This window comes from Mycobacterium sp., assembly GCF_040509115.1.
Taxonomy (GTDB): Bacteria; Actinomycetota; Actinomycetes; order Mycobacteriales; family Mycobacteriaceae; genus Mycobacterium.
The window spans coordinates 1-15158 of the sequence record NZ_JBEVLO010000144.1 but is presented as its reverse complement, the minus strand read 5'-3'; the positions used below and the strand labels follow the sequence as shown (position 1 = coordinate 15158).

Here is a 15158-nt window from a genome sequence, read left to right as displayed (position 1 = left end):
TCAATCTAATCGAGTGTTAGGCTTGCAGACAAGTAGCAGCGCTGCCACTTGAAGGGGGGAACCACAGCGAAATGGCCGAACCAGCTCCCGCGACGGAGAACAACGAAGCCCGTCGCATCGAAATGCTCGACGCCGCAGCGGGGCTGATCTGCGAGCGCGGTTTCGGCGACACCCGCATCGCCGACGTTGCCAAGCGGGCGGGCGTGAGCTCCGCCCTCGTCATCTACTACTTCGGCACCCGTGACCGGCTGCTGGTGGACGCGCTACGACACTCCGAAGAGTCGTTCTACACTGCCGCCGAGAAGATGCTTGCCGAGGTCACCTCGTTGCGGGAGCGTTTGTCGCTGCTGATCAAGTGGACGGTCATTCCACAGGCGGACAACGAGATTCCCGGAGCGTGGGGGTTGTGGCTCGACCTGTGGGCGCAAGCCTTCCGGCACGAAGAGGTCAAGGCGGGACGGGTGGAACTGGACGCCCGTTGGCGCCGCATGATCGTCGACGCCATCAAGTCGGGAGAGGCCACCGAAGAACTCGGCGCCAACGTCGACGCCAGGATGTTCGCCCTCGAATTCGGGGCGTTGCTCGACGGGCTGTCGATCCAGGTGGCCCTCGACGATCCGGAGGTCGACTCCGACGTCGCCTACGACATCGCGATGCGCTTCTGCGAGCGGGAGCTGAACCTGCCCGCGGTCAAGAAACGTCCGGCGAAGAGAGCGCCCGCGCGAAGGTCGGCTAGAGCGAAGACGGGCTGAGCGCGTCGGGTTTGCCCACGGGCTCGGCGCCGCCATCCAGGTCGTCCAGGATCGGGTCGACGATGGGCTGGGCCGCGCTGCGGTGCAGCACCCGCACCGCGTCGTGGGTGCAGGTGCAGGTCACCACGGCTCCGGGACGGTGGGTAACCGATCCCGGCCCCGACGTGTTCGGAACCTCGACGATCAACGCCGACGGAGCGCCGACGTCGACGTGCACCTGCGTGCAGGACCCCAAGTACACCACTTCGGCAACCGTGCCGCGAATGGCGTTGCACCCCTGAGGAATTGGATCGTCCTGGCCTTGAAGGGTGATGCGCTCGGGCCGAATCACGACGGCGGCGGGTCCGGTGGACGTCGAGCCGTCGACGGCCGCCCCCAACCGGGTGTCCAGCGCCGAGCACACCGCCGACGTGCCCACCAACTCGAGCACCTCGGCGTCGAAGATGTTGGCGGCGCCAAGGAAGCTGGCCACAAACGTGGTCGCGGGTGCCGAGTAGATCTCTTGCGGCGCGCCGACCTGCTCGACCCGGCCATCGGCCAGCACTGCGATCCGGTCGCTCATCGTGAGCGCTTCCTCCTGATCGTGCGTCACGTAGACGAACGTGATCCCCACCTCGCGCTGCACTGCACGCAGTTCGAGCTGTAACCGTTTGCGCAGCTTGGCATCCAGCGCGCCGAGGGGCTCGTCGAGCAGGAGCACCCTTGGCCTCAGCACCAGCGCCCTGGCCAGCGCGACGCGCTGCTGCTGGCCGCCGGACAGTTGACCGGGGCGCCGCTTGGCATAGTTCGCCATCTGCACCAACTCGAGGGCTTCCCCGACACGCTGTTTGGTCTCGGCCTTGGACACCTTGCGGTACTTCAATCCGAAGGCGACGTTGTCGGAGACGCTCATGAAGGGGAACAGGGCGTAGGTCTGGAACACCGTGTTCACCGGGCGACGGTGCGGTGGGTCGCTCGCGACGTCGCGCCCGTCGAGTTCGATGCGTCCGGAGTCGGGCTTCTCGAAGCCGGCGATCATGCGCAGTGTGGTCGTCTTGCCGCAGCCGGAGGCACCGAGAAGGGAATAGAACTGACCGGCCGGGATGTCGAGGTCGATGCCCGTGACCGCAGGAATGCCATCGAAGGACTTGACCAGCTCGACCAGCCGGATGGCGCCGCCGGAATTACTCCCCGGGTCGCTTCGCTCCCGCCCGCCGGGAGTCACGCGGACCCACTCAGTTCGCGACCATCCCTGCGAACCGTGCGAAGTTCGCGACGAAGCGGTCGACATCGTCGTGGTCGTGCTGCACGGACATCAGCCATTGCTCCACCTTCCCCCATGGCGGCAGGAACACGCCACCATTGTGCTGAACCAGCCAGTGCAGGTGCCCGAGCCTGGCGTCGATGCCGAGGAAGTCGCGGAACTCCCTGACCGGGTCGCGACGGAACGTCACGCAGCCCTTGGCCCCCACCGACACGACGTGCCACTCGTAGCCGTGCGACGAGATGACGTCGGTGAGCGACGAGCGCATCCGCGTGCCCAGCGCGGTGAGGTGGCGGTAGGCGTCGTCGGTCAGCACCTCGGACAGCGTGGCCCGGGTGGCCGCCATCGCCAGCGGGTTGCCGTTGAACGTGCCGACCTGTTCATAGCGGCCGTCGGCGATGGCGGTCATCACCTCGGTGGTCCCGCCGATCGCCGCAACCGCGATGCCACCGCCCAACGCCTTTGCCAGACAAAGCATGTCGGGAACCACACCCGACAGCGCGGTGACACCGCCCGGCCCGGTGGTGAAGCCGGTCTTGACCTCGTCGAAGATCAACAGGGCACCCGCCTCGTGCAGCAGGTCACCGATGGCGGCGAGGTAGCCGTCGTCGGGCGGGATGATGCCCGCGTTCATCATGACGGGCTCGAGGATCATCGCGGCCACCCGGCCAGGATGCTCGGCCAGCGCGCGCGCCACGGCGTCGGCGTCGTTGAAGGGGACCACGATCACCAGGTCACGGATCGCGGCCGGGATGCCCGAGTTGCCTGGCACCCCGATCGGATGGTCGCGGGGGCCCACCTGGTCGGCGTCGGGCAGCACGGAGACCTGAACCGAGTCATGGTGACCGTGATAGCAGCCCTCGACCTTGATGATGAGGTCGTTGCCCGTGAGCGCCCTGGCCAGATGCACCGCATCCATGGTGGCCTCGGTGCCGGAGTTGGCGAACCGCCACAGTGGCAGGCCGAATCGGCGCGACAACTCGCCGGCGATCCAGATCGCGTCCTCGGTGGGCTGGGCGAAGTGCGTGCCGCGGCGAACGCGCTCGCTGACGGCCGCCACGATGGCTGGATGTGCGTGTCCCGCAATGGAAGCGCCGTACCCGCCGTGCATGTCGACGTACTCGGTGCCGTCGACGTCGTACACCTTGGATCCCGCGCCGTGACTCATCCACACGGCCTGCGGTTCGGCGATCTGCCAGTTGGAGGTCGCGCCGCCCGCGAGGTGTTCGCGAGCCTTGGCGATGAGTTCGGTGCTTCGCGGCTGTCGGCGGAGAAACACCTGCTCCTCGCCGGTGATCAGCTCATCCAATGAATCCTTCACTGGGCTCTTCATCACCGTCGAGGACACGGCCGTACCTCCACTTCCCAGCGGTTGACTGAGCATTCAGTCTATGCGAGAGTCCTATCACCGACAAGACGCGAACCTGCGGGGAGGCCCACATGACAGTGCCTTACGGAGCCGGTCAAAGCCGTCGCCAATTCCTGCAGCGGGCTGCGATTCTCGCCGCCACGGTCCCCACCATGGGCGCCTTCCTCGCCGCATGCTCGAAGGAAGGGCCGACCTCGTCGGGACCGACCCTGACGATCGCCAAGCCGGACAGCCCCGTCAAGTGGGACATCCCCGCGGACAACCCGGCGATCGCCGACGGGATGGCTCCGGAGAAGGGCGCAACGCTCAAGATCTACAACTACGCGGACTACTTGAGCCCGCAGGCCATCAAGGCATTCGAGGACGAGCACGGGTGCACCGTCGAGGTGTCGACGTTCAACGACGGCGACGAGGCGATCACCAAGCTGCGCAGCGGCGTCGACTTCGACATCTACAACGCGAACTACACCGAGATGAGCAGGCTGGTCACCGGTGGACTACTGCGACCGCTCAACCACAGCTACATCCCCAACATCTCCAACGTGTGGCCGACGTTCACCAACCCCTGGTACGACCAGGGCTGGCAGTTCACCGTCCCCTACACCATCTACACCACCGGAATGGGTTGGCGCACAGATCAAGTGCCTGCCGACATCGGCGCGTTGAAGAATCCGTACGAGTCGCTGTGGGATCCGGCGTACAAGGACAAGACCGCGATCCTCGACGACTTTCACAGCGCAATGGCCCTGGTGCTGCTCAAGCAGGGCATCACCGACGTCAACACCAGCTCCGCCGACGACCTGAAGATGGTGGGTGAGCAGCTCACCGCGCTGGTGCAGGCGACCTCACCCAAGGTGACCATCACGATGTACAGCGACCTGCCCGCAGGCCAGATCGGGCTCTCGCAGATGTGGTCCGGCGACATCATCAACGCGCAGTCCTACCTGCCGGAGGGCGTCGGCACCGAGATCCTGCGGTACTGGTTCCCCACCGACGGCAAGGGGTTGGTCGACAACGACATGCTGGTCACCCTCAAGGGTGGCAAGAACCCGGTATTGGCCCACCTGTTCCTCAACCACATGCTGGATCCCGACGTGGCCAAGGAGAACTTCTCGGCGATCGGCTATCAGCCGCCACAGAACACCATCACGGCCGATTCACTGGTCGAAGAGGAGTTCATCCCCGAGAACCTACGGTCCGCGATCGTCAAGCCGGAGTACTTCGACGCCGGATATCGGATACTCGAGCTCGACGCGGACAACGACGCCGCGTGGCACAACGTCTGGAACGCCTTCAACGCGGGCGGATCCTGACGCAAGGCGAGACACCGCGGACGCGAGGGGAGACCGGTGCTGCAGCGGTCGCGCGAACCCAACACTCGGCTGTGGGCCGCCCTCGCCGCGCCGGGCGTCGGGTGGCTTCTGCTCTTCTTCCTGGCCCCGTTGTACGTGGTGCTCGCGATCGTGTTCGGTCGGGTCGATCCGTTGTTCCGCACCGCCGTTCCGGTGTGGAACCCATTGGAGTGGAATCCCGCTCAGTTCAGCTACGTGCTGTCGCGGATCGCCCCAGGGGACGTCTACTTTCCCGCCGTGCTCCGCACCGTGGTCTACGTCGGAGCGGCGAGCATCCTGTGTCTGTCGATCGCGTTTCCGGTCGCCTACTACGTGTCGCGCTTGGCCGACAAGCGCAAGGGACTGTTGATCGCCCTGTTGATCGCGCCATTCTGGATCAGCTACATGATGCGAATGTTGGCCTGGGTCAACCTCCTTCAGAATGACGGGTTGGTCAACCGGATCCTGAACTTCGGCGGATTCCTCGACGTTCAGGTGGACTGGCTGACCGGCCAGCCGCTCGTCGTGGTCCTCGGATTGGCCTACGGCTACGTGCCGTACATGATCCTGCCGTTGTACGCGGGCCTTGATCGGTTGTCCCAGCCGATGCTGGAGGCGTCCAGGGACCTCGGCGCCAACCGCGTCTCCTCGTTCCTCAGGGTGACGCTGCCCCTGTGCCGCCCGACGATCCTCGCCGCGGTCCTGCTCACGTGCCTACCCATGCTCGGGGACTACTTCACCAACGACCTGCTCTCCGCGTCCCCCAAGACGGCGATGGTGGGCAATCTGATCAACGACAGCGTGCAGGCGCCCGGCCAGACGGGTCAGGCGGGCGCCTTCGTGATGCTGGTCCTGCTGGCCACGGTGCTGCCGATGTTCTACTACGTCCGGGTGACGCTGCGCGGTGACGAGGTGAGGACGTGACGACGCAGACGGAGGTGCGGCAGGCGAGGGGCTTCCGTGGGCCGGTCGGCTGGTACCGCGATCCGTGGCGGCGCCCGCGGGTGCTGGCCGCCATCACCGCCTTCTACCTGGCATGGTCCCTGCTACCCGTGCTGATCGCAGTCGCGTTCTCGTTCAACGACGGTCGCTCGCGAACCAATTGGCAGGGCTTCTCGTTTCGCTGGTACTGGGGCGACCCCAGCCGGTCGGTCTGGCATGACGCCGCCCTGCACACCGCGCTCTTCCAGACGTTGAAGCTCGGCGTCATCGCCACGCTCATCACCGTGCCGCTCGGCGTGCTCTTCGCCATCGGCGTTGACCGGTGGCGGGGCAGGCTGCCGTCGGGTGCGAACGTACTGATGCTGATCTCGTTCGTCATCCCCGAGGTGCTGCTGGCCGTCGCGCTGTTGTTCGTCGTCACGAATCTCGCCCTGCCCATCGGGCTGGGGACCTCCGCACAGGTCGTCGGCCTGGTGACCTACCAGGTGGCCTATCCGGCCGTGCTGGTACGAGCGCGTCTGGCCACCATCGGCAAGCAATACGAAGAAGCCGCAACGGATCTCGGTGCCTCCCCGCTGGGAGCGCTGCGACGGGTCACCCTGCCGATGCTGATGCCCGCGATCTTCGCGAGCACCGTGCTGGTGTTCGCCGACGTCATCGACGACTTCGTCTTGGTCCGGTACCTGTCGGCGGGTGCGTCGACCGAACCGGTGTCGGTGAAGATCTACAACACCGCGCGCGCCGCCCCGACGCCCGCCCTCAACGCGCTCGCCACGCTGCTGCTGGTGGCCGCCCTGCTCGCGGTGACGATCGGATTCCTGGTGTACCGGCGCATGACGCGCGGCGACGGAACCACTGCCGATCGCGGCCTCGCCGCCTTCGCTGGCGAGGCCTAGCACGCGGCGACTGGGTAGACCGCCCGGGCCCCGCCGACTATCCTGACTGTATGTTCAAACAGCCATCGGGAAGCCCTTCCTCCTCGCGTACGGAGCCGGCACCGGTCCCCTCCGACGACCTGGCTGCCGCACTGGCACCGTTCGGGCGCTCCCGCATGCTGCCAAGGGAGGCGTACGTGGACCCCGCCGTGTTCGAGTGGGAACAGCGCAACATCTTCTCGGGCTGGACGTGCGTCGGCCATGCCAGCGACATGGCCGGAGTCGGGATGCAGCGCGCCATTGGCTCCGGTGCCAACGGAATGTTGTTGGTGCACGGGGACGAGCCCAATTCAAGCGGGAGCACCATCCGCGCGTTCGCCAACACCTGCCGACATCGCGGCCACGAACTACTGGCGTGCGGTACGACGGCCAAGCGACGTGGCATCGTCTGCCCGTACCACTCGTGGTCCTACCGGTTGGACGGCGGCCTTCGCAACGCCCCGGGCTTCGGCGACGTCGATGGCTTCGACCCGGCCGAGTTCGGGCTGACCGAACTCCGACTGGTCAACTGGCACGGCTGGTTGTTCGCCGATCCCAGCGGTCAGGACGTCGAATTCACCGAGCACGTGGCGGGTCTCGAAGACGTGGTCGGCTCCTACCGTCCCGAGGAGTTGGTGATCGTCGACCGGCATTCCTACGAGCTGGCCACCAACTGGAAGGTGATCGCCGAGAACTATCAGGAGTGCTACCACTGTTCGACCATCCACCCCGAGCTGACCAAGATCAGCCCGCCGACCAGCGGCGAGAACCTGGACTTCGAGGGATCGTGGATGGGTGGCTGGATGTCGATGATCGAAGGCGCCGAGACGATGTCGTTCACGGGCAAGAGCGGCGGCGTGGCGATCCAGGGCCTCTCCGAGCACGAGCTCCGCAGCGTGATGTACCTCGTCGGCTATCCCAACCTGCTCGTCAGCCTGCACCCCGATTACGTCATGACGCACGTGATGACCCCGCTGGCGGCGGATCGGACGCACGTCGAATGTGCGTGGGCGTTCCCGAAGGACGTTGCAGCCCAACCGGATTTCGACGCCTCCTACGCCGTGGACTTCTGGGACCTGACCAACAGGCAGGACTGGGCGGCCTGCGAGTCGGTCCAGAGGGGCTTGAGCTCACCGCACGCGCGACCCGGCCCGCTGGCGCCCGACGAGGACGGCGTCTACCAGTTCGTCACGCGGGTCGCCAGGGCGTACCAGGGCTGAACCTCAGCCCCGCGCCGGAACGCCGTTGGGCCCCACGGTCGAGTTGGCGTACGTGCCAACCGCGAACGCCACCCCGGGTCCGGTGATCGACAGGACGTCCCGGTCGACGTTGACGATGGTGTCGCGCGGCGTGTGATGATTCGGGTCCATGGCCAAGCCTGCCCGGCCGCCCCAAAGTCGTGCCTGCGCTTCACTCTTGCGCTGGGTGCTCCCGGTGGTGAAGCCACCGAACGGCACCCCCGCCGACAGGAACGCACTGTAGTCGGTGGCCTGCCCGAGCGGCATCTCCGCGGGCCTGATTCCGGCCAGGTTCAGGTAGCCGGCCAGGGTTCGTTCGATGCCTGCCGACCCCTTCGGCACGGTGGACGCGGGGACCTGTGGGTTCGGCTGGCCGGACTGGTCGCCGTCGTAGGTGAAGTACCCGGCGTTCGTCGACCCGATGGTGTCGAAGTCCAGGTAGAGCGCGATGTCGTCGAGACCGGCACGGTCGAGACCCGCCACGTACTTGGTCGAGCCCGCCAGGCCCGCCGCCTGCGAACCCCAGAACGCGAAGCGGACGGCGTTGGCGGTCGACGGTGAACTCCCCAGCTGCACAGCGGTTTCCAGCACGGCGGCGACACCGGACCCATTGTCGTTGAGGCCGGGGCTGCGCGGCACCGAGTCGAGGTGCGCACCAACCAGCACGACGTTGTGGGAGTCACCGGTCTTGGTCTGCGCCACCACGCTACGTGACTTCACCTTGGTGCTCTTCGCATCCAGCGTCAGCCGCACTGGCGAGTTCGTGCGGCGGAGTTGCGCGTCGGCGGTCTCATCGATGACGGCCACGGGGGTGCTGAGGTGCTCGTAGTACCCGGGGGTGAACAGCCCCGCGGGACTGCCGTTCGCGCCGGGGTCGCTGACGACCAGCACCCCGACCGCTCCCCGGCCGACGGCGACCTCGGCCTTGTCGACCACCGAGCAGCCCGTGTCGTCGACCACTGCGATGGCGCCCCGCACGTTGACCGAGCCGTAGTCGGCCGCGCTGCACCCTGGCGCTCGCTGCGGCCGCAGCGTGAGGGCGTTGAGCCCGCCTGGTGCGGTGTTCAGCAGCAAGGACGCCTGGTCGACGGGGAAGCTACGACCCGCGGCGACCAGCGTCGGCCTACCGGGCTGGGCAAGTGCGATCCGCTCGAACTCCGGGGTGGTGACGTCGAAACCGTTGTCCCGCAACACTCCTGCGACGTAGTCGACGCTGGCGTCGAAGCCGGGGGTGCCCTCGGACCGGCTATTGCCGTTCGCCGTCGAGATGTCCTCGAGCTTCTCAAGGTGTGCGTAGATGCCGTCGACGGTGACCTTGTCCGCGAGCGCACGGGCGGGATCGGCGGGCGGCGGCGTTTGCGGTGACTCCGCCGACGAGCACCCGACGAGGGCCAGCAGACAGATCAGGGCCAGGGCGGCTCTCACGCCGCCGTCACCGCTCACGCCGCCGTTGGCGCTCACGACTCGGTAACCACGTGGCGCGTCCGGTCGTCTCTGACGGGCACGCCGTTGCGGCCACTCTCGTCCTGCGCGTACAGCCCGACCGAGAACGCGACGCCCCTGCCACCGATCTCCAGCGCCTGGCGATCGATGTGGTCGTACGTGTCAGTGCCCTTGTGATAGTTGGGGTCGAAGGGCTGGTCGGCGTCGCCGCCCCAGAGCTTCGCCTCGTCGCCGGTCATCTTCTCCTCGGCGCCCGAGAACAGGCCGCCGGAAGGGATGCCCGCCTGGGTGAAGGCGTCGTAGTCGGAGCGTCCGTCGAAACCGGTGTCGCGAGGTTCCTTGCCAGCGCTCCTCAGGTACGCCGCGAGGGTGCGTTCGATGCCCGCCGACCCCTCTGGCACGCGCGGCACCCCACCGGTCGGGGGTGCGGACTGGTCGCCGTCGTAGGTGAAGTAGCCGGGGTTCGGCGAGCCGAGCATGTCGAAGTTCAGATAGAGCGCAATGTCCTTGAGCTGGTCGGAATCCAGCGTCGACACGTACTCGGACGAGCCGACGAGGCCCTCCTCCTCGGCGCCCCAGAAGCCGAACCGCACGGCGTTGCGCACCTGCGGCGAACTGCCCAGCTGCACGGCGGTTTCCAGGACGGCCGCGACGCCCGAGCCGTTGTCGTTGATGCCGGGACCCTCGGGGACGCTGTCGAGGTGCGCGCCTGCCATCACGACGTTCTCCGCCGAACCGGTCTTGGTCTGCGCGATGACGTTGCGGGTCTTCTCGACGCGGACGCCCGCATTCAGCGAGATGGACGCATCGGCGGCGGCGGTCCGTAACCGCGCGCCCTCGGACTTGGCGATCGTGACCACCGGGATCTCGACGTCGGTGTCCTCGCCGAGGGTTCCTCCGCCGATCTCGTCGCCGTCGACGTTGTTGATGACGATCAGTCCGACGGCGCCGCGTTCGGCGGCCGCGGTCTGCTTGGCCGAGAAGGGGCACACGCCGCGATCGACGAGCACGATGGCGCCGTCGACGTTCATGCCGTCGTAGTCCGATGCCGCGCAGCCGGGGCTGTCGTCACCGGACCGCGCGGGCACCAGGGGTCCGCTGACGCCGCCCGCGGGCGTGCCGACGGTGAAGTTCAGCGGCGCCGCCTTGACCCGTCGGCCGCCGACCGTGACCACGGGTTCGTCGGCCCACGGCAGCCGGACCTCGAATTCCGGGGTTTCGACGTCGAAGCCCTTGTCGCGCAACACTCCCGCGACGTACTCGACACTCGCGTCGTATCCGGGTGAGCCCAGCGCGCGGTTGCCACCGTTCTGGTCGGCGATCTCCTGCAGCTTCGCCAGGTGCGCCATCATCGCGTCGGCGGCGACGCCGTTCTGCAGCGTGGTGGCGAACTCGACCGCAGGAGTGGACGCCGCGCCGGTGGTGTCCTGGGGTTGGGACGGGGCGGATTCGCGGCTGCATCCGGCGCCCCCGACCGCGAACACGACCGCCCCCAGCGCTGCCAGTGTTGCCCGCGATCGCAGAAAGGTACGCCCCATGGGCAACACGTTAGTCACGCCGACGGCATGCGCGTGGCGACGTCCCCACTTGATTGACACATCACGCATCTTCGGGCACGCTGAAATAAGGTGATAGATCACGTAAAAGGAGCTGAAGTGGGATCACTCGACGGCAAGGCGGCACTCGTGACCGGCGGCACTGCAGGCATCGGCCTGGCGTCCGCCCGCGCATTGGCCGAGGCTGGTGCACACGTCTACCTGACCGGTCGCAAACAGGCGACGATCGACGAGGCGGTCGCGGCCATCGGCTCGTCGGCGACCGGAATTCGCAGCGACGCCAGCGATCCTGGCCAGCTCGCCCCGATCGTCGAGGCGGTCACCGAGCGCGGAGGCGGCCTCGATGCGGTATTCCTCACCGCAGGTGGCGGCGAGTTCGCCACGCTGGAGGAGGTCACGCCGGAGCACTTCCTCGACACCTTCAACCGCAACGTCGCCGGCGTACTGTTCACGCTGCAGACGGTCCTGCCGCTGCTCAATACCGGCGCCTCGGTCATCCTGTCTGGCTCGACCTCGGCGTCAAGGGGTATTCCGTCGTTCGGCGTCTACGCCGCATCGAAGGCCGCGGTCCGCTCGTTCGGTCGGACGTGGGCAGCCGAACTCGCACCCCGCGGGATCAGGGTCAACACCCTGGTACCTGGTCCGGTCGAGACGCCGGGTCTGGTCGGGCTGGCGCCCGCAGGCGGCGAGAAGGAGCTGCTCGAAAGCCTCACCGCCGACGTGACGCTGGGCCGGATCGGCAGGCCCGAGGAGATCGCGGCGGCCGTGGTGTTCCTGGCCTCTTCGGCCAGCAGCTTCATGACCGGCTCGGAGATGTTCGTCGACGGCGGCGAAGTGCAGACCTAAGCGCTGTCAAGACCTGAGCGCTGCCCCTCCAACGTCGGCAGCGTGCCCTCCCTCACGATGGTCCTGCCGACGTGGTCGAGCAGGTCGCCCAGCTGCGCCACCTCGTCGTCGGCCAGCTCGGAGAAGAACAGCTGACGGACCCACGCCACGTGCTTGGGCGCAGCGGACCGCAGCGTCTTCCAACCGACGTCGGTCAACTTCGCGTCGGTGGCGCGGCGATCGGTCTCGGACTGCAGCCGCTCGACCAGACCCCGACCCGCCATCCGCTGCAGGTGGTGGGACAGCCTGCTGCGTTCCCACCCGATCGTCATGGCCAACTGGGAGAGCCGCAGCCGGCGGCCCGGCGCCCCGGACAGCGCGTTGAGCACCGTGTAGTCGGCCAGCGACAGGCCGCATTCGGCCTGCAGCTGGCGGTTCATCTCGAATTCCAGGCGGTGGTACACGCTCATGTAAGCCAGCCAGGTCCGCGTCTGCGACGGCGTCAACCACACCTTGTCCGCAGCCATCACCCCATCATCGTCAATGGATGATCATTCACGCTATGGCGCGCCGGTCAGGCATCCCGCCGATTCAGCACTGCCCCGGCGCAGGCGAACACCACCGCGACGAAGACGGCGAAGTACACCAGCGAACCGATCGGACCCCACGGCATGACGTTGGCCGGGTAGAGCCACTGCACGCCGGTGAAGACGAAGGCATTGCCGAACGGCAGGAACGGCCCCACCTGCGCACCGAGGTGGGGCAGGTTGGCGAGAATCGGCTCGAGCACCAGCGGCCAGAGCAGCAGCACCGCGACGGCGCCCGGCGTGTGCTTGAGCAGGGCGCCGACCCCGACGCCCAGAACCGCGGCCAGCGCGGCGTACACCGCCACCGACGCCGCCACCCCCCACACCTCCCAGGCCGCGAGCGACAGCCGCACACCGAGCACCTGATCCGACGCCAACCGCGTGACCACCACCGCGGCGATCGCCAACACCACCCCGAGCACACCCGAGAAGACCGCGGCCACAACGGCCTTCGTCGCCAGCACCACGGCGCGGTTCGGCGTCGCGGCGAACGTCGTCCGGATCATCCCGCTGCGGTATTCGCCCGTCACCGTCATGGCGGACAGGATCATCATCACCGGCACACCGAATGCGACGACCCCGACGACCGCGCTCTGCGGCGGCAAACCCGCCGCCCCGTAGGCCGTCGCACCCTGGAGCGCCGCAACGCCCAGGCTGCACACCGCGGCCAGGACGCACGACCACAGCGGCGACCGGATCGTCGACAGCTTGATCCGCTCGGCGTTCATCGCGGCGACCGCGGCGCCGACCGGACCGCCTGCCGCACCCGTCGGGCCTGGGACGGCGCCCACCCGATTCGACGCGGTCATCGGCCAGCCGCCCGGTACTCCACGTCGCCGTCGGTCAGGCGCAGATAGGCATCCTCCAGCGAGGCCTGCCGCGTGCTGAGTTCGTGCAGCGTGATCGCATTGCGGGCGGCCAGTTCACCCACCACCTCGATCGCCGCACCGCTCACCGAAAGCGCAGAGCCGTCGGGCTCCGACTCGAACTCGATACCCGCATCGCTCAGCAGGTTCGTCATGCTCTCCAACTGGGGACTGCGCACCCGCACGGCCGCGGCGCCGGACCGACTGAGGAAGTCCCGCACAGTCGTCGACGCAATCAACCGGCCGCGACCGATCACCACCAACCGGTCGGCGGTATTGGCCATTTCGGCCAGCAGGTGGCTGGAGACGAACACCGTGCGGCCCTGCCCGGCGAGCGTCCGCATCAGGGTCCGCACCCACCGGATGCCCTCGGGATCGAGACCGTTGACGGGTTCGTCGAACAGCAGCACCGGCGGATCACCCAGCAGGGCGGCCGCGATGCCGAGTCGCTGACTCATGCCCAACGACAGGGTGCCCGCGTTCTTGTCGGCGACCGACGCCAGCCCGACCATGTCGAGCACCTCGTCGACCCGCGTCACCGGGATCCGGCCGGTCGCGGCGAGCCACCGCAGATGATTGCGGGCCGTGCGGTTGGGATGCGCCTGCCTGGCGTCGAGCAGCGCGCCGACCGTGCGCAGCGGATCCGCGAGCTGGCGATAGGTCCGTCCGCCGATGGTGGCCGAACCGGACGTCGGGCGGTCCAGGCCGAGAATCATCCGCATCGTGGTGGTCTTGCCCGCGCCGTTCGGGCCGAGAAAACCGGTGACCACCCCCGCCTCGATCGAACAGGTCAGATCGTCGACGGCGCGGGTGCGGCCGAACACCTTGGTCAGCCCTCGCAACTCGATCACCTGACCCATGATCTCAGGTCGACCGGGCCGACGCTCCGCCCGTTACGACTGGACGGCGGGACTCGACGCCTGCGCCCAGAACCGCTTGGGAATTCGCCCCGCCTGCCGCGCCAGCCGACCGGCGGTGACCGCAGCCGCCATCGCCGCCGCCATCGTCGGCGGATCGGCGGCCCTCGTCACGGCCGTAGCCAGCAGGACGGCGTCGCAGCCAAGCTCCATCGCCTGGGCGGCGTCGCTCGCGGTGCCGATCCCCGCATCCAGGACGATCGGTACGCCCGCCCGTTCGGTGATCATCTCGATGTTGTGCGGATTCGCGATGCCGAGCCCGGTGCCGATCGGCGAGCCCAGCGGCATGACTGCGGCGCACCCGATGTCCTCCAGCCGCCGGGCAAGCACCGGATCGTCGTTGGTGTAGGCCATCACCACGAACCCGTCGTCGACCAGTTGCTCTGCCGCCCTGACCAACTCGACACCGTCCGGCAGTAGCGTGCGCTCGTCGGCGATGACTTCGAGCTTGACCCAGTCGGTGCCCAGCGCCTCCCTGGCCAGCCGCGCGGTCAGCACTGCCTCGGCTGCGCCACGGCAGCCCGCGGTATTCGGCAACGGCGTGATGCCGAGCCTGGTGAGCAGTTCGAGCACCCCGGTGCCGCCGTCGGCGTCCACCCGGCGCATCGCCACGGTGGTGAGCTCGGTACCGGATGCGACCAACGCCGCTTCCAATACGGCGAGATTGGCGGCACCCCCGGTGCCGAGGATCAGCCGCGAGCCGAAGCTGCGGCCCGCGATGACGAGCTTGCCGCCGTCCCCTGTCTCAGCCACCCTGCACCGCCGTCACGACCTCGACCTTGGCGCCAGCGGGGAGGGTGTGATGCCACTCCGAACGTGGGATGACGGCCCAGTCCACTGCGACCGCGATGCCCTTGTCGGGGATCCCGAGTTTGGTCAGGAGTTGCTCGACGGTGACGTTCTCGTCGATCTCCACCGACTCGTCGTTGACTTCGATTCTCATGACCTGCTCCTGTACCTAGCACCTCGCGTGCGCGTCATATCGCTCCTCGCGTCCGCGTCATACGGCGACACCCACCTTCAACTCGGCCGCAATGCGTTCCGCCGTCCACGGCGCAAGCAGGAAACCCGATCGGCCGTGCCCCGCGGCAACCAGCGTGTGCTCGTCGAGTCGTTCGACGATGGGCAGGTTGTCCGGTGTGCCGGGCCGCAATCCCGCGGCGCACTCGGCGAGT

General features: G+C 67.7%; 16 protein-coding genes. 6 read left to right on the top strand and 10 right to left on the bottom strand.

Annotation, left to right across the window (positions count from 1 at the left end; translation table 11 throughout):
* Positions 1-71 precede the first annotated feature (71 nt).
* Complete coding sequence (locus ABW137_RS10985; protein ID WP_526399757.1) at positions 72-752, top strand: TetR/AcrR family transcriptional regulator; 681 nt, start codon at positions 72-74, stop codon at positions 750-752.
* Here the strand turns inward: ABW137_RS10985 and ABW137_RS10980 are convergent.
* Positions 733-1956, bottom strand: a complete 1224-nt coding sequence (locus ABW137_RS10980) for an ABC transporter ATP-binding protein (RefSeq protein WP_526399755.1) — start codon at positions 1954-1956, stop codon at positions 733-735. The two genes, ABW137_RS10985 and ABW137_RS10980, sit on opposite strands and share 20 nt — an antisense overlap.
* A gap of 10 nt (positions 1957-1966) precedes the next feature.
* On the bottom strand, positions 1967-3328 hold the full coding sequence (locus tag ABW137_RS10975; RefSeq protein ID WP_526399785.1) for an aspartate aminotransferase family protein: 1362 nt from the start codon (positions 3326-3328) through the stop codon (positions 1967-1969).
* A gap of 107 nt (positions 3329-3435) precedes the next feature.
* On the opposite strand from ABW137_RS10975, the gene ABW137_RS10970 reads away from it, so the two are divergent.
* The 4 genes from ABW137_RS10970 to ABW137_RS10955 are packed head-to-tail and all read left to right on the top strand — an operon-like array spanning position 3436 to position 7771.
* On the top strand, positions 3436-4677 hold the full coding sequence (locus ABW137_RS10970; protein ID WP_526399753.1) for a polyamine ABC transporter substrate-binding protein: 1242 nt from the start codon (positions 3436-3438) through the stop codon (positions 4675-4677).
* A gap of 36 nt (positions 4678-4713) precedes the next feature.
* A complete protein-coding gene (locus ABW137_RS10965) occupies positions 4714-5619 on the top strand; it encodes an ABC transporter permease (protein ID WP_526399751.1) in 906 nt (301 codons plus the stop codon).
* A complete protein-coding gene (locus tag ABW137_RS10960) occupies positions 5616-6533 on the top strand; it encodes an ABC transporter permease (RefSeq protein WP_526399749.1) in 918 nt (305 codons plus the stop codon). The genes ABW137_RS10965 and ABW137_RS10960 overlap by 4 nt, the downstream gene beginning before the upstream one ends.
* A 50-nt stretch (positions 6534-6583) precedes the next feature.
* Positions 6584-7771, top strand: coding sequence for an aromatic ring-hydroxylating oxygenase subunit alpha (locus tag ABW137_RS10955; RefSeq protein ID WP_526399747.1), 1188 nt, complete (start codon positions 6584-6586; stop codon positions 7769-7771).
* Between the two features lie 3 nt (positions 7772-7774).
* Here ABW137_RS10955 and ABW137_RS10950 read toward each other — a convergent pair whose 3' ends face one another.
* Entirely contained in the window at positions 7775-9250 is a 1476-nt protein-coding gene (locus tag ABW137_RS10950) for a M28 family peptidase (RefSeq protein WP_526399745.1), read from the bottom strand.
* Complete coding sequence (locus ABW137_RS10945; RefSeq protein WP_526399743.1) at positions 9247-10770, bottom strand: M28 family metallopeptidase; 1524 nt, start codon at positions 10768-10770, stop codon at positions 9247-9249. Before ABW137_RS10945 ends, ABW137_RS10950 begins: the two co-directional genes overlap by 4 nt.
* Before the next feature lie 117 nt (positions 10771-10887).
* Between ABW137_RS10945 and ABW137_RS10940 the strand changes: the two genes are divergently transcribed.
* Complete coding sequence (locus ABW137_RS10940; protein ID WP_526399741.1) at positions 10888-11634, top strand: SDR family NAD(P)-dependent oxidoreductase; 747 nt, start codon at positions 10888-10890, stop codon at positions 11632-11634.
* On the opposite strand, the gene ABW137_RS10935 is transcribed toward ABW137_RS10940, so the two are convergent.
* The 6 genes from ABW137_RS10935 to ABW137_RS10910 all read right to left on the bottom strand — a co-directional run.
* On the bottom strand, positions 11631-12140 hold the full coding sequence (locus tag ABW137_RS10935; RefSeq protein ID WP_526399739.1) for a MarR family winged helix-turn-helix transcriptional regulator: 510 nt from the start codon (positions 12138-12140) through the stop codon (positions 11631-11633). The two genes, ABW137_RS10940 and ABW137_RS10935, sit on opposite strands and share 4 nt — an antisense overlap.
* Positions 12141-12187: 47 nt before the next feature.
* Positions 12188-12928 (bottom strand): ABC transporter permease, encoded by a 741-nt coding sequence (locus ABW137_RS10930; RefSeq protein ID WP_526399783.1) that lies wholly within the window; start codon positions 12926-12928, stop codon positions 12188-12190.
* Between the two features lie 77 nt (positions 12929-13005).
* Positions 13006-13917 carry an ATP-binding cassette domain-containing protein gene (locus tag ABW137_RS10925; protein ID WP_526399737.1) on the bottom strand — a complete coding sequence of 304 codons (912 nt, stop codon included), beginning with the start codon at positions 13915-13917 and terminating at the stop codon, positions 13006-13008.
* 42 nt (positions 13918-13959) lie between these two features.
* A complete protein-coding gene (locus ABW137_RS10920; protein ID WP_526399735.1) occupies positions 13960-14736 on the bottom strand; it encodes a thiazole synthase in 777 nt (258 codons plus the stop codon).
* Positions 14729-14926: a sulfur carrier protein ThiS gene (gene thiS, locus ABW137_RS10915; RefSeq protein ID WP_526399733.1), complete on the bottom strand. Its 198-nt coding sequence runs from the start codon at positions 14924-14926 to the stop codon at positions 14729-14731. The genes ABW137_RS10920 and thiS overlap by 8 nt, the downstream gene beginning before the upstream one ends.
* 57 nt (positions 14927-14983) lie before the next feature.
* Positions 14984-15158, bottom strand: a 175-nt coding sequence (locus ABW137_RS10910; RefSeq protein ID WP_526399781.1) for an FAD-dependent oxidoreductase, incomplete at its 5' end; no start/stop codon positions are given.

Excerpts from the sequence above, each read along its gene's own strand:
- ABW137_RS10985 (WP_526399757.1), top strand. The coding sequence starts at position 72 with ATGGCCGAACCAGCTCCCGCGACGGAGAACAACGAAGCCCGTCGCATC.
- ABW137_RS10975 (WP_526399785.1), bottom strand. The coding sequence starts at position 3,328 with ATGAAGAGCCCAGTGAAGGATTCATTGGATGAGCTGATCACCGGCGAG.
- ABW137_RS10970 (WP_526399753.1), top strand. The coding sequence starts at position 3,436 with ATGACAGTGCCTTACGGAGCCGGTCAAAGCCGTCGCCAATTCCTGCAG.
- ABW137_RS10955 (WP_526399747.1), top strand. The coding sequence starts at position 6,584 with ATGTTCAAACAGCCATCGGGAAGCCCTTCCTCCTCGCGTACGGAGCCG.
- ABW137_RS10945 (WP_526399743.1), bottom strand. The coding sequence starts at position 10,770 with ATGGGGCGTACCTTTCTGCGATCGCGGGCAACACTGGCAGCGCTGGGG.
- ABW137_RS10935 (WP_526399739.1), bottom strand. The coding sequence starts at position 12,140 with ATGGCTGCGGACAAGGTGTGGTTGACGCCGTCGCAGACGCGGACCTGG.
- ABW137_RS10930 (WP_526399783.1), bottom strand. The coding sequence starts at position 12,928 with ATGAACGCCGAGCGGATCAAGCTGTCGACGATCCGGTCGCCGCTGTGG.
- thiS (WP_526399733.1), bottom strand. The coding sequence starts at position 14,926 with ATGAGAATCGAAGTCAACGACGAGTCGGTGGAGATCGACGAGAACGTC.